The sequence below is a fragment of the Rhodococcus sp. NPDC057135 genome, assembly GCF_042670865.1.
Taxonomy (GTDB): Bacteria; Actinomycetota; Actinomycetes; order Mycobacteriales; family Mycobacteriaceae; genus Rhodococcus_F.
Window position 1 is genome coordinate 355989 of the sequence record NZ_JBHUUU010000006.1, and the last position, 14529, is coordinate 370517.

Here is a 14529-nt window from a genome sequence, read left to right on the forward strand (position 1 = left end):
AGTTGCCACCGAAGAGACTCCCAGGTGCGCTACCTGGCCATTGCCGAGAGCGCGAGCTGTCGCCGCCCCCATCTACTATCGCCTGCTGGTCGCCGATCTACCCGTCGACCAGTCGGTTGCCGATCGTGCTGCTGCCGGCGCGCTCGCCGCGGCCCGCGCCGGTGCACTCGATCAGACCGAATGAGCCAGTGAATTCAGAGCTTCCACGATTGCCTCGTTGAATCCGCCACCGCCATGCCCGGCGTCGTCGAGCACCACCAACTGACTACCCGGCCACCGCTGGTGGATCGCCCAGGCAGTGTCCAGTGGCCCGGAAATGTCATAGCGTCCGTGCACGAGAATCGCGGGAATCTCAGCGAGACGGTCCATTCCGTCCAATATCTGATTCGGCGCCAGGAAGCAGTCGTTACCCCAGTAATGCGTGACCAGCCTGGTCATCACGCGGCGGAAGTCCGGATTCTGGTAACGAACACTCGGAGTCCAACCCGGCATCAGCGACACGTGCACGTCTTCCCAACGGCACCACTGCAACGCAGCATTCTCCCGCACAACAGGATCCGGATCGGCGAGCAGTCGCGCGTATGCCGCGGGGAGGTTTCCGTCACGCTCGTCCACGGGCAGCGGCGCAACGAACTCTTCCCACTCGCGCGGAAACACTCTGCCCATAGCGCGGGTGATCCACTCGATTTCGACCCTCGTCCCGCCGGTGATCGCGCCCAAGGCCATCGCGATCACCCGCTCGGGAAACGCCTGGGCGTACACCAGACCCAAACTGACGCCCCAGGAAAGTCCCGTGACGATCCATCGCTCGATACCGAGATGCTCACGAAGACGCTCGATATCGTCGAGGATGTGCGCCGTAGTGTTCACGGTCAGATCGACGTCCGGACTGCTCGCAAGCGGAAGACTGCGCCCACAGCCCCGCTGATCGAACAGAACTGCGCGAAAGGCTTCGGGATCGAAGAAGCGCCTGGCACCGACAGTGCATCCCGAACCTGGACCGCCGTGGAGATAGAGAACAGGAATGCCCGTCGGATTGCCGACGGTCTCCCAGTAAAGGCTCTGACCATCCGCCACTTCCAACAGACCGGACTCGTACGGTTCGACAGGCGGGTACAGGACAGCACTCATAGGCGGTGATTCTTCCATCAAGCCCCCTACTCGAGTAGGCAGCACGCAGCCGGGCAATGGCCTAGCGTGGACAGGACACCTCTGCGACGGGAGTACACCAGATGCGTGATGGGTTCAGGTTGCCGGGGTACGGCGGCGCCGCGGTCTTCCTTCGCAGTCATGCGGTTCCCGCCACTGTCTTCGAATCCGACGTGCCCACACTTGTTTTCGACGTCGGACTGCTCAGCCCCGATCGGTTCAATCAGTACCTCAGCCGGCACACGGACGAGGGGTTTGTCGAACGGCTGGCGGCGTTCTTCTTTCACGCGGCTGCAGACTTCCATCCCGAGAATTCGCTCCCGTCGTTCACCGACGAACGACTCGGGCTGATGATCTCGGTCTGTTCCAGCACTGATCGAGAGGTGGAACTCGACTTCTCACTGGCCGAGGATCCCGAATCGGAGGACACCGAACGCGACGAGATGACTTTCGAGACAAGCCGAGTCGTCCTCGCGACCTCGGCGCAGACGGTTTCTCGATTGACCGGTGGAGTAACCACCCACTTCGACGGGGAGTTGTAGAGACATGGGTTTTCTCTTCGAGGTACTCGATTTTCCCGACGGCAGTCGGATGACCGATCTGTGGAACAACACATGGACCGAGCCGGCAATGGGCGAGGAGATTGCGTCCGGTCACTTCATTCATCTGGGCGACGATCAGCACGTCGACGTGGAGACCGATTTTCTCAGTAGCCACCTACCGTTCAACGTGGCAGGCTTCGGCGGAGTCTTTCCCGACGGCAAACCCTGGATGTTCGTCATGCAGAAGGCGCCGGCCGATCTCGCGACCAGGCTTCGCGGCGAGGACGATCCACACTCACTTTTGCGCGGATCACTCGACCGCGCCATGTCTTTCAACCCTGATGCACTGGTAGCCGAGGAATTGTCCTGGAGGCACGCCGATCTGGTGAAGGTGTACGAGGAAGAGGGGATCCCTGCGGTATCCGTTGCCGGTTGGTCGGCTGCAGATCTCCTGCGTGGCCTCTTGGCACAGTGTTGCAACGTCGAACTTGCCACCGTCGTCGCCGGATACCCGGAATGCGCCTACCCCGAATCGGCGCATGCGTGCGAAGCGGACGTGTTCTCCGACGTGTTCGCCGGTTGGGTCAGCGGACTGCGGTGATGTGACGGAGGAGACTCCACCCTCCCGACATTTCGGAGTAGACTCATTTATGAGCGTGATCCGAAATGAAGCGAGGTGAGCGGGATGACGAAGCCGGACCAGGAGTTGGGCCGTCGCGAACGCAACAAGCTCGAGAAGCAGACACGCATCTTCGACGCCGCAGCCGAACTGTTCGCAGAAAAGGGCTACAGCGCGGTCACAACTCAAGAAATCGCCGACCGCGCCGATGTAGCCGGCGGCACACTCTTTCGTTACGCCGCAAGCAAAGCCGAGTTACTCCTCATGGTGTACAACGCGGAGTACCGCAAGCAGATCGAACTGGGAGAAGAGCGTGAGGCCAAGTCGACGGGCACAGAAGACCGTGTGCTCGAGCTTGTTTCACCCCTGCTGATCGCAAGTCGCCGAAACGACGAGAACACCGGCATCTACCAACGCGAAGTGCTGTTCGGCGAGCCCAGCGAATGTTTCCGGGCCGAAGGCCTCGAACTCTCGCAACGCCTGCAAACGCGGATTGCACTAATCCTGCACGAGGGTCACCCCCACCACCCCACCCGAACCACCACTGCAGCGCGAACGATTTCCAACGTGCTGCACTTCGAAATAGCCCGCGCGGCATTGGACCGGATCACGGCAGACGAGCTCACGAACATCGTTGCCGCACAGGTCCGATTGACCCTTGCCGGACTACCCACCTAAAAGGATTGAGGATCGAAAATGACTGAACTGAAGCAGATCACCGTTCTGGGTACCGGAGTTCTCGGCTCGCAGATCGCCTATCAGACCGCCTACCACGGCTTCGACGTCGTCGCGTACGACATCAATGCGGAGGTCATCGAGAAGGCCAAGACTCGGTTCGATTCGTTGGCCGCGGCCTACAAGGCCGAGAACGTCGAGGGCGCCAAGGACGGCAAGGCCGACGAAGCGCTGCAACGGATTACGTACTCGTACGATCTCACCGAAGCCGTCGCCAAGGCCGATCTGATCATCGAGGCAATTCCCGAGGACATCGCCATCAAGCGCGACACCTACGAGAAGCTCGCCGCAGTAGCCCCTGAGCACACGGTGTTCGCAACCAACTCCTCGACGCTTCTGCCGAGCGACCTCAAGGAGTTCACCGGCCGCCCCGAGAAGTTCCTCGCACTGCACTTCGCAAATCACGTGTGGGTCAACAACACTGCCGAGGTCATGGGCACCGAGTCCACCGACCCCGCCGTGTACCGCGAGGTCGTCGAGTTCGCGAAGAACATCGGCATGGTGCCGATCGAACTCAAGAAGGAGAAGGCGGGCTACGTACTCAACTCGCTCCTGGTCCCGCTCCTCAACGCGGCCTCCGACCTGCTGATCGACGGCATCGCTGATCCCGACATGGTCGACAAGACTTGGCGCATCGGCACCGGAGCCCCGTTCGGCCCCTTCCAGATCATGGACGTCGTCGGGTTGACCACCGTCTACAACATCTCCTCCCAGGGCGGCGAGAAGCAGCGCGAATTCGCCGACTACATCAAGAAGAACTACATCGACGAAGGCAAGCTCGGCGTTGCTGTCGGCGAGGGCTTCTACAACTACAAGGGCTGACCGACTGCAGGGCTGACCGACTGCAGGGCTGACCGACTTACCGGCTCACCGCGCGGTGGCTACGACGTGAATTCACGTGGTAGCCACCGCGCGGACGTCTGTTGTCAGTAAGTCCGAAACCACCCTGAGCGATTGTGACGCAAGCTTCTTCACGTGCGAACCCATCCTCAGGAGAGATCCCCACATGCGTCGTTCCGCCATCTCGGCACTCACAACACTGGCACTGCTCGGTGCCGGAACACTGGCCGGTACACCCGCCGTCGCCGCTCCCCTCGCGTGTGGCGGCATCTCCACCGGTTCGTTCTCAGGGTCCGCCGGCGGCTCGGAGTACCTGTGCGCCAAGGAAGGTGACCTCCTGGACGTGCGCATCGGCGACGTTCACGCGACGCAACCTTCCCTCGGCTACGACGAGGTGTACTACAAGCTCGGGCGATACACGCTCGGAAAAGACACGATCAACAAGAAGTTCGACGACTGGTGTGAGGCGAACGGCCAGCTCCAGGCCGCGACCGCCACTGCGGCGTCGACGCTGAAGGACCCGTCGTCCTTCACCTGCCAGCTCCCGGTCGGTCAGGAAACCGCCGAGAGCATCGCACCCGTGAAGACCGTGGTCGTCGGCCCCCGCGGCGATCTCTACCTGACCGACGGCCACCACACCCTCACGTCCTTCATCGAGACGGCAGACGGGGGTCCCGACCTTCACGTGCGACTTCGAGTTCTCGGTAACCTCAGCGGACTGAGTGAAGGCGCCTTCTGGACCGAGATGGAAAAGAACAAGTGGGTCTGGTCACGTGACGTCGACGGAAACCAGGTACCGGTCCAGTCCTTGCCGAAGGGCGTCGGCCTCGCGAACTTCGCCGACGACAAGTACCGCAGCTTGATGTACTTCTCCCGCGACATCGGATTTGCCGCTGGTTCGATCCCGTTCCAGGAGTTCTACTGGGGTGCGTGGGTCCGCGACACCGCGCCCGTCGACCTCACCAACTGGAATCGCGACGATCTCTCCAGCTACCTGAGCACCGTGAAGTCGGTGACCAAAGCACAGACTGCGTTGACGGGCGATGCCGTCGTCGACAGCGGGTTCACGGCCACCGATCTTGGCGTCCTGTCGGCCTGGAACGACGGCAAAGCCGAGTCCAAGGGAGAGTTCGCAAAGCTGTCGAAGCCGTACACCGACGACAAGCCGGGCAAGATCGCTTACGCACTTGCCTACCAAGCAACCCTCTGACCTGCTCGGATCCAAGTCACACCCAACAGACTTGACTAAGGTAAGCCTCTACTCAGTAGTCTGATCCCATTCGGGTGCCGCTTCATCGAAGCAGCGACGCCCTGCCCTGACGGAATACATGCCGTCGTATCTGCCCGGTCGAACAATCTCCGGGCAACCAGGACAGGGAGAAGGTTGCTGCAGTGAGCACGTCCATCGTCGGTTTGTACGACCCCGCAGATGACAAGAGCAGTTGCGGGGTCGGGTTCATCACGCGCAAGGACGGCGTGCAGACCCACGATGTCCTGATCAAGGGCAGCGAAGCTCTCTGCTCGGTTCCGCACCGCGGCGGTATGTCCTCCGAGGGCGTCGGCGACGGCGGCGGCGTCTCGGTGGACCTCTCCCTCCGGTTCTTCCGCAAGGTCACCGGGCGCTCCGACCTACGTGCCGGATGCTTCTGCGTCGGCAACTTCTTCCTTCCCGACGACGACGCTCAGCATGCTCGCGCAGCAGCACTGGTGGAACGCGAACTACTCGACCGAGGATTCACCCCTCTCGCAATGCGCGACGTTCCGGTCGACAACTCGGCGATTCGGCCGGCCGCGATCGCACATCAGCTTCCGATCAGGCAGTGGATCTTCGAGGTCCCCACTCCGCGTCCCGAACCTGCGGTCGTCGATCGCCTCGTGCACGAAGCTCTGCTCGCCATCGAAGCCATCGCGTACAACACGCCTGCGCTGCGCGGGTTGTACCCGCTGTCACTCAGCGCGAGAACTCAGGTTCTCAAGGGCCGCTTGAACTCCGACGAAGTGCTCCCGTACTTCCGCGACCTGGTCGACCCCGATCACGCGGTGCACACGATGTACTTCCACACGCGATTCTCGACCAACACGGACCCGCATCCCACGATGGCGCAGCCGTTCCGCTTCATGGCTCACAACGGAGAACTGAACACCGACAAGAAGAATCGGCTCTCCGAAGCTGCAGTCGCCAGCGCAAAACGACGTGCGATCGTCCGTCCGCCCGGCCAGTCCGACAGTTGCCGACTCGATCAGACTCTGGAAGCTCGCGTCATCGAGGACAGCGTCGACCTGGTGACGGCTGTGGTCTCGATGATGCCGCCGGCCTGGGAGAACGACACCACCCTCTCCCCCGCAGTGCGGTCGATGTTCGAGTACTTCTCGCTGTACGAGGAGAAGAACGACGGACCGGCAGCGCTGGTGTTCGGCGACGGCACCATCATCGGTGCGCGCCTGGATCGCCTCGGTCTGCGTCCACTGCGCACGATCGAGACACACGACTACGTATGCGCATTCTCCGAAGCCGGTCAGATCGCATTCCCACCCGAGACGGTGATCCACCGTGGCCGCGTCGAAGCCGGCGGAATGCTCTACTTCGATCATCGAGATCGCCATACCTACACCGCTCGTGAAGCTCTGGAGAAGATTGCCGCGCAGCGTGACTACCAGTCGTTGCTCGCACACTCGCGAATCCTGATCGAAGACATTCCCGCCGTACCTGCGGAGAAGGTGAGCTCTCCGACGCGCTACAACGGCACTTTCGAGGTTCATCAGCGCTACATGGCGTACTCCCTGGATCAGGAGAGTTTCAAATTCCTGATGGATCCGATGCTCACGCACGGAGCCGAGAAGGTATCGGCCATGGGGTACGGCAACGCCATCAACGCGTTCAGCGACCGTGAAGGTGGTGTGGCACGGTACTTCTCGCAACGATTCGCCCAGGTCACCAACCCTCCGCTGGACAGCATCCGTGAGGCGGACGGTATGACTCTCCGGGTCGCATTGGGAGCGAAGATGACGGCCGGACAAGGCAAGCAGATCGTCATCTCGTCACCGATCCTCGGGCATCTGGACATGCTCAAGATCCGCGAGCAGAACCACACGCCGCACCGCCGTTTCGAAATGCTCTACCCCGCCGAGGGTGACGCGCAGGCGATGGTCGACGCGATGACCGCACTCGGCGACGCAGTTGTGGCTTTCGCGGCCGAGCAGGGCGGAATCGCAGTCCTGACCGACCGCCACGTATCTCACGAGCGTGCAGCACTTCCCGCGATCATGGTCGTCGGAGCACTGAACCAGCGCCTCATCGACGCAGGCCTGCGATTGCGTGTCTCGCTCATCGTGGAGAGCGGCCAGATCGAGTCCTCACACCACGTTGCGGCTGCACTCGGATTCGGCGCTTCCGCTGTCTACCCGCTCTCCGTTCAGTTACGGGCTGAGGAGAAGTTCGCGGCCGACCCGGATGCCGCGTTCCGGCGCTTCGCGAAAGCTGCCGAAAAATCCCTCATGAAGACGATGGGACGCGTCGGCCTGTGCACCGTCGAGAGCTACATCGGCGGCGAATTCTTCGAACCCAACTTCCTCGATACGTCCGACCCTGTTCTGCGCCAGTGGTTCCCCAACATGAAGTCACCGGTGGGCGGCGTCGGATTCGAGACGGTTGCGGTGACCTCGAAGCAGTGGCACGAGCGTGCGAGCGAAGTCGGGGGTGAGAAGGACCTGCCACTGCTCGGCCTGTTCAAGGAGCGTGCAGACGGCGCAGGGCATTCGTTCGGTACCACCGCGGTCCGCAAGTACGTCGAGCTCACCGAGGAGAAGATCGCGTTCGACAGCCCCTCGGGAACAGAACAATTCGAGGCTCTGCGTCTCCTTCCCCTCGGACGGCTCGACGACGCCTTCCGCCTCGACGCCGGGGCATACCGGGCGACGAGCTTCGACCGGTTGACCACCGAGCAGATCGACGACTTCGACATCACCGCCGGGTACCGAGACTTTTCCACAGTTATGGCTGCGGAACGATCGCGTCGTCCCGCAGCGTTGCGCGACGTCATCTCCGTTCCCGCCGATGTCACGTTTGCAGTGACGACAGCCGAGTTCGCCGAGCAGATCAGCCGATTCTCGGTGCACGGCAACACAACGATCGTGATGCGCGGAATCCAGTGCGAATCCGACGCAGACGACCGGTACACGCTTGGCCTGGACGGTCCCCTGGCCGACGACGCCGCTCGAGTGGTAGCACTCGGCGATGCTCTCTCCGTCGCCTTTGCCGACGACGTCACCATCGAAGCCACCGCGCCGGATCTGATGCTGAAGGCAACCGGTGTTGCGGCAGAGTTCCTGTCCAAGCTGAGGGTCGCACCGGCAGGCGTGCCACTCTCCGAAGTACAGAGTGCCAGCGACATCACCCCGAAGTTGGCATCGGGAGCCATGAGTCACGGCGCTCTCAATGCTCCGGCACACGAAGCAGTCGCACATGGCACGAACATGGTCGGCGCGATGTCCAACAGCGGCGAGGGTGGTGAACACCTGTCTCGTTACAACACAATTCGAGCTTCGCGTATCAAGCAGTTTGCATCGGGCCGCTTCGGAATCTGGGCGGGATACCTCGCCGATCCGATGCTCGAAGAGATCGAGATCAAACTCGGCCAGGGTGCAAAACCCGGTGAGGGCGGACAGCTTCCGGCCGCCAAGGTCACCGTCGACATCGCTGCGGCCCGCGGCGGAACGCCCGGCGTCGAACTGATTTCTCCACCGCCGCACCATGACACGTACTCCATCGAGGACCTCGCTCAGCTCATCCACGACTGCAAAGCAGCGCGCATCCGAGTGATCGTGAAGTTGGTGTCCTCGGAAGGAATCGGCACCATCGCCGTCGGCGTTGCCAAGGCCGGCGCGGACGTCATCAATGTCGCCGGAAACACCGGTGGCACCGGTGCTGCCTCGGTCACCAGCCTCAAGTACGCGGGCCGTGCGGCGGAGGTCGGTATCGCCGAGGTCCATCAAGCTCTGTGCGCCAACGGACTTCGCCAGAAGGTTGTTCTGCGATGCTCGGGCGCGCATCAGACCGGTAGCGACATCATCACTTCTGCACTACTCGGCGCGGACAGCTTCGAGTTCGGTACGTCGGCGCTGATGATGATGGGCTGCGTCATGGCCAAGAACTGCAACATCAAGTGCCCGGCAGGACTGACCACCAACCCGGAACTGTTCGACGGCGATCCCCGCGCCATGGCGCAGTACCTTCTCAACATCGCCCACGAAACTCGGGAACTGTTGGCAAATCTCGGAATGCGATCCCTTCAGGAGGCGCGAGGCCGAACCGATCTCCTGCATCTGATCGATCACCCGTCCATCGTCGGAAATCTGAACCTGGACGCGATGTTCGCGTCGGCGCCGGACATCACTATCGCCAATCCCGTGTACCTCGAGCGCGAGTACGCGCTCGACGAAAAGATCATGGACGAGGTTCGCGCGGCGCTCTTCGACCGCGGCGAGGCCTCGGTCACCGTGTCCGGACCCGAATTCGCCGAAGGTGCACTGCACCTGGGTAACGGGAACAAGAGCGTCGGCGGGCAGTTGGCGGTCGACCTCGAACGTGAACTCAACTACGGAGCGGCCGGACTTCTCGCTCCGGGAGTACTGACCGACGAGCGCGGGCGACGGTATCTGGCTCCAGGCAGCGTGCGCGTCCTGACGACCGGATCTGCGGGCCTCTCGTTCGGCGCATTCTGCAATGACGGCATGCACCTGGAGCACACCGGGACGTGCAACGACGGTGTGGGAAAGAGCATGAGCGGCGGAGTGATTGCCGTGCGCAGCCCAGGCGGCGGCTCCAGTGACGCCGGCGGCAACGTGTTGATCGGCAACTTCGCGCTCTTCGGCGCCACCGGTGGACGAGTGTTCGTCGAAGGTGAAGCAGGCGATCGCTTTGCGGTCCGCAATTCTGGCGCCAGTGCTGTCGTCGAAGGTGTCGGCGACTTCGCCGGCGAATACATGACAAACGGTGCTGTCGTGAATCTCGGCGAGTTCGGCAAAGGCGTCGGCAACGGCATGAGTGGCGGGTTCTTCTATCAGTACGACCCTCGCGGCGAACTGGCACTGCGAGCAAGTACCGATTCCGTGCTACTGGGTTCGATCACCGCTGCGACCGACCCTCTTGCCGCCGTCCACAACCACGCAGTGCAACTCTTGCTCGAACTGCATGTGGAGGCAACGGGATCCGCGCTCGGAACCCGGCTGCTCGAGAACTGGGAAGTCGAACAGCACTCGTTTGTCTACGCGATGCCCAAGGCGCTGATGCTCTACCAGGACAGCGACTCCATCCTGGCTGCCAAAACGCACAAGGAACTTCTCGAAGAATTGGCGTCCGCCATCGCGGCACGGCAGGTTCGAACGTTCAAACTCGCTGTGCGCGACGGGCGCCCTGCACTGGGCGGTGCGGTCCCCGGCTACGGCGAGACCGATACTGCGACGATGTATGCGCTGCTCAGTGAGTACACCGTGCTTCACTTTGCGCAACAACTCGCCGCCGCCCGCACACCGGGTGCCTCCGGACCCGACGATCCGGCGCTGCAGAAAGCTGCCCGCAACCTGGTGCTGACCGAGGACTTCGCACTCGTCCAGCACCTGGTCAAGTATTCGAAAGAGATTCTGGCCGGCTACGACGACGAACAATTGGCAGCGCTGATTGCAGCCAAGCGGGTCGACGACTACAAGCAGGCGTTGAGTCTGCGCAACGTGCTGGCGATGGACAGCCCGGCGACGTACGGGTGGATTCTGTTTCAAGACAACAAGAACCGGGACAAGCTCGGATCGCTGCCGAACTTCGACGAGTTGTTCGCCTCGCGTGCGATCCCCGACCTGGTCTCCTGACCTCCTCCCCCCGAACGTAGGTGAGCTTCACATCATGGAAATTCCGTACATCCCCGAATACGCACCCTTCACCGGCGACCAGCGTGCGTGGCTTTCCGGATTCCTAGCCGGACTACACTCACGAACCGTCATGCCCGGTCAAACCGGTACTGCAACAGCAACAGTGGAGAGAACCGCCGGCGCAGCCGTGCACATCCTCTACGGAAGCCAGACCGGTAATGCGGAGTCCGTCGCCGAAGACGTAGCCGCTGCTGCCCGTGCCCACGGTTTGGAACCGCTCGTCGCCGGCCTCGATACCGTGGACATAGGTGACCTCTCGGCGATGCGCCGAGTACTGGTAATCACCTCGACGTACGGCGAGGGCGAAATGCCTGACAACGCGCAACTGTTCTGGGAAGCAGTCGAATCCGCGAGTGCACCCAGATTGGACGGTCTCTACTTCGGCGTGCTCGCGCTCGGTGACACCAGCTACGACGGCTACTGCCAGTCGGGCAAGAACATCGACGCCCGGTTCGAAGCGCTCGGCGGGACCAGGGTTGTCGACCGCACCGATTGCGACGTCGACTACGAGGATGCCGCTGCCGAGTGGATCGTTCGTGCAGTCGCTGCGGTGGCCGGCGTCGACGGTGATGCGGGGGCGGCTGTCTCGCCGGTTGCGCCTGCTCCGACGAAGACCAAGTCCCAATGGACACGCAAGAACCCGTATCCTGCAACAGTCCTCGACAACCGACTGTTGTCCGGCGAGGACTCCGCCAAGGAAGTCCGCCACTTCACCTTTGCACTCGGCGAGGACGGTCTGGATTACGAGGCCGGAGATGGATTGGGCATCCGCCCGATCAACGACCCCGCTCTCGTCGAGGCGATCATCCATCAGCTCGGTGTCAGCAGTGACTACGTCGTCACCGCGAAAGACGGCTCTTCCGCACCGTTGGACCAGGCATTGACCAGCGATTACGAGATCTCGATTCCCTCGCGCGATTTGATCGACGACATCGCCCGACGCAGCGGAGACGCCGAACTGCAACACATTCTCGACACCGAAGATCGGGAAGCACTCGACGCGTGGCTGTGGGGCAAGGACGTTCTCGATCTCCTGCAGTTGGACAGCAGCATTCGCCTGAACCCCGAAGAGTTGCTTGCTCTTCTGCGTCCGCTCCAGCATCGGGTCTACTCGATCTCGTCCAGTCCGCTGGCCCACGACGGCACCGTGCATCTGACGGTAGCGAGTGTGCGCTACCGCTCCGGCGAGCGGGATCGCGGTGGCGTCTGCTCGACCTATTTGGCAGATCGTGTCTCCGAGGGCGATCGGGTCGGAGTTTTTGTCTCCAAGAACAATTCGTTCCGCCTACCCGCGGATGATACGGCTCCCGTCGTGATGATCGGCCCGGGCACCGGAATCGCTCCCTTCCGTGCTTTCCTGCACGAGCGTCGCGCACGCAACGCGTCGGGGCAGAATTGGCTCTTCTTCGGTGATCAGCATCAGTCGAGCGACTTCATCTACGAGGACGAGTTGACCGGGCTGACCCGTGACGGCGTCCTGACGCGTCTCGATCTGGCCTTCTCGCGTGATCAATCCGAGAAGATCTATGTCCAGACCCGCATGCGCGAGCAGGGCCGGGAGTTGTTCGCCTGGCTCGAAAAGGGCGCGCACGTGTACGTGTGCGGCGACGCCACGCGGATGGCGAAGGACGTCGACGACGCGTTGCACGAAGTGGTCGCGGAGCACGGCGGATTGGATGCGGATGCCGCTGAGGACTATGTCAACAACCTCAAACGATCGAAGCGGTACCTACGGGATGTCTACTGAGATGTGCCCGCACCGTGGCGAATGTCGTTGCGCCGCTTTGGCGCGCATGTCGGACCTGGACGTGCTGCTTGCGCGTCCAGGATTCCGCGGTGGCCTGATCGACACTGCACCCGCGGTAGTCGGCGAAATACTGCCACTCTTGGGCGACGTCGTAGCCATCACCGTTGCGGGGCCAGTGGCTGTCAACAACTCGGGCAAGTACGCCGTTCCCACGTTTCTCGGTGATCCACTGGTCTGCACGCCCGGACTTGTCTCTCTGCGTTTGAACCCTTCCGCCCTCGGTTCGGTGGTGACCACTGATGCAGAGCAGTACCTCCCGCCAACACTTCGGATGTTCGATGCCCACGGATCCAGTTCACACACCACCTATTTGACCCCGACGTCAGATCGTCTCGCCTTCGAGGCGATGCGAGCCGCACCGGAGACTGCAAGGGAGACAAGCCCTCCCGTCCAGTCAGTGAATACACCCGCTTTCTGGGCCGAAGCCGATCAACTGACACAACTCGACTTCATCCTCGCGGACGGCGGTAGCGAACGCCGCAGCGGATTGGTCGCTCTGGGCGCCCTCGGTTACCGGCGAATCGATCCACACCTCATGGCTGCCGGGATGGAGCACCTGTCCTACCACCAACTGCCCGTCACGACCGTCGTCGCAGGCAACGGTTGCCTGCAGATCCACCGTGGCGATCTCGACGCCGCAGCGATGTTCGGGGGGACGTTGACTTTGGCGTCGGACACCTGCCGGACGATGATCGATCTGAACGGCGTCTCGGAGTGCTGGCTGACCCGCACCCACGGCGTTCACGGACTGACCAGCTCGATCGAGGTGTACGACTTCCGCCGCAAGTGCGTAGCCGTACTCACTCAGACTGGCCCAACCGAATCCGCGGTCATGGGTGTGTGGGAAGACGTCATGAGTTCGATTTCGGCCGCGTCCTGACACCGACAGCTGCTGATCGAGTGTAAGAAATCGGCGTACCGCGATAACCAAACAGGATGGCCGAAGCCTAGCCTTGGGTTTCGGTCACTTGTCGTGCCTGCATCCTGACGCTGATTCAAGGAGTTATCCATGCCCCGCCCTCTCGTCGAACCGTCGCTGGTCCCGGCCTTGCGCCCGGCGCTGCCTGCATTGGCAGCCGGGGTGGTCTCGGCGGCGGCGTCGGGAATCGCGATGCTCGGTGCGCTCTGGTGCGTCGTGCAGCTCATCGGTGAGCCGTCGATGAGCTGGGCTGGATGGGCATGTGCGCTCTGGTTCGTCGGCGTAACGCTCGCGGCCACGTCGTCGTGGCTCTCGCACCACGCCGAGTCGCTCTTCGAGGCCAGGCTCCGACGCCAGCTCGCAGCCCACCTCGTTCGTCTGCCGGCAAGTGCGCTGTCCCGCTACAGCGGCGACGCACTGAGAAGGCTCGTCTCGGACGACATCTCGGCGCTGCACCATATGACTGCGCACCTACCGGCCGAGTTCGCGACGCTGATCGTGGTCCCCGCGGTCACGATCACGGTGCTGGTCATCTCAGCCGGCCCCGTGGCGCTTCTCGCTCTGGTCCCCGGCATCGTGGCCGCGCTGTTCTACCTGATCGTGATCCCCCGAATGGCCGCGCGCCACAGCGCTGAAAGCGCGGATGTCATGGGCGACATCGTGACCTCCGTGGATGACTATGCCCGCGGCATCCGCGTCTGTCGGATCTACGGCGCGCAGACCGGCGCTGCCGCCGACTATGCAGCATCGACGGCACGGTTCACTCGCGGAATGCAGGAGCGCGTTCGACTCGTGGCTACCCCTGCGGCCGTCGCAGTTTCCCTCATGCAGGCGACGGCGACGTTCGCGATCGCCTATGCCGTCGGATTCCGCTGGGATGCAACGACGTTAGCCGCAACCATCCTCTTCAGCCTCGCAGTCGTGACACCGGCCCTGCGGCTCGGGCACGGCCTCGACTACGTCGCGGCGGGACGCTCTGCTGCAGTCCGACTCGCAG

At 62.5% G+C, this 14529-nt stretch carries 11 protein-coding genes; 10 read left to right on the top strand and 1 reads right to left on the bottom strand.

What is annotated here, in order from left to right:
* Positions 1-40: 40 nt before the first annotated feature.
* Positions 41-184, top strand: a complete 144-nt coding sequence (locus ACFT1A_RS14635; protein ID WP_378447585.1) for a hypothetical protein — start codon at positions 41-43, stop codon at positions 182-184.
* On the opposite strand, the gene pip is transcribed toward ACFT1A_RS14635, so the two are convergent.
* The gene (gene pip, locus ACFT1A_RS14640; protein ID WP_378447586.1) at positions 172-1131 is read right to left on the bottom strand and encodes a prolyl aminopeptidase; all 960 of its coding nucleotides are present in this window, start codon (positions 1129-1131) and stop codon (positions 172-174) included. The two genes, ACFT1A_RS14635 and pip, sit on opposite strands and share 13 nt — an antisense overlap.
* Before the next feature lie 101 nt (positions 1132-1232).
* Between pip and ACFT1A_RS14645 the strand changes: the two genes are divergently transcribed.
* From ACFT1A_RS14645 to ACFT1A_RS14685, 9 genes are all read left to right on the top strand, one after another.
* On the top strand, positions 1233-1691 hold the full coding sequence (locus ACFT1A_RS14645) for a hypothetical protein (protein ID WP_058038394.1): 459 nt from the start codon (positions 1233-1235) through the stop codon (positions 1689-1691).
* Positions 1692-1695: 4 nt separating this feature from the next.
* Positions 1696-2292 carry a hypothetical protein gene (locus ACFT1A_RS14650; protein ID WP_378447587.1) on the top strand — a complete coding sequence of 199 codons (597 nt, stop codon included), beginning with the start codon at positions 1696-1698 and terminating at the stop codon, positions 2290-2292.
* 84 nt (positions 2293-2376) lie between these two features.
* On the top strand, positions 2377-2988 hold the full coding sequence (locus ACFT1A_RS14655; RefSeq protein WP_378447588.1) for a TetR/AcrR family transcriptional regulator: 612 nt from the start codon (positions 2377-2379) through the stop codon (positions 2986-2988).
* Between the two features lie 18 nt (positions 2989-3006).
* Complete coding sequence (locus ACFT1A_RS14660; protein WP_378447589.1) at positions 3007-3867, top strand: 3-hydroxyacyl-CoA dehydrogenase; 861 nt, start codon at positions 3007-3009, stop codon at positions 3865-3867.
* 184 nt (positions 3868-4051) lie between these two features.
* A complete protein-coding gene (locus ACFT1A_RS14665) occupies positions 4052-5095 on the top strand; it encodes a ParB/Srx family N-terminal domain-containing protein (protein ID WP_378447590.1) in 1044 nt (347 codons plus the stop codon).
* 182 nt (positions 5096-5277) lie between these two features.
* Positions 5278-10746 (top strand): glutamate synthase-related protein, encoded by a 5469-nt coding sequence (locus tag ACFT1A_RS14670; protein WP_378447591.1) that lies wholly within the window; start codon positions 5278-5280, stop codon positions 10744-10746.
* Positions 10747-10780: 34 nt separating this feature from the next.
* On the top strand, positions 10781-12553 hold the full coding sequence (locus ACFT1A_RS14675; RefSeq protein ID WP_378447592.1) for a sulfite reductase subunit alpha: 1773 nt from the start codon (positions 10781-10783) through the stop codon (positions 12551-12553).
* Between the two features lie 46 nt (positions 12554-12599).
* Positions 12600-13493, top strand: a complete 894-nt coding sequence (locus ACFT1A_RS14680) for a hypothetical protein (protein ID WP_378447593.1) — start codon at positions 12600-12602, stop codon at positions 13491-13493.
* 129 nt (positions 13494-13622) lie between these two features.
* Positions 13623-14529, top strand: a 907-nt coding sequence (locus ACFT1A_RS14685) for an ABC transporter transmembrane domain-containing protein (RefSeq protein ID WP_378447594.1), incomplete at its 3' end; no start/stop codon positions are given.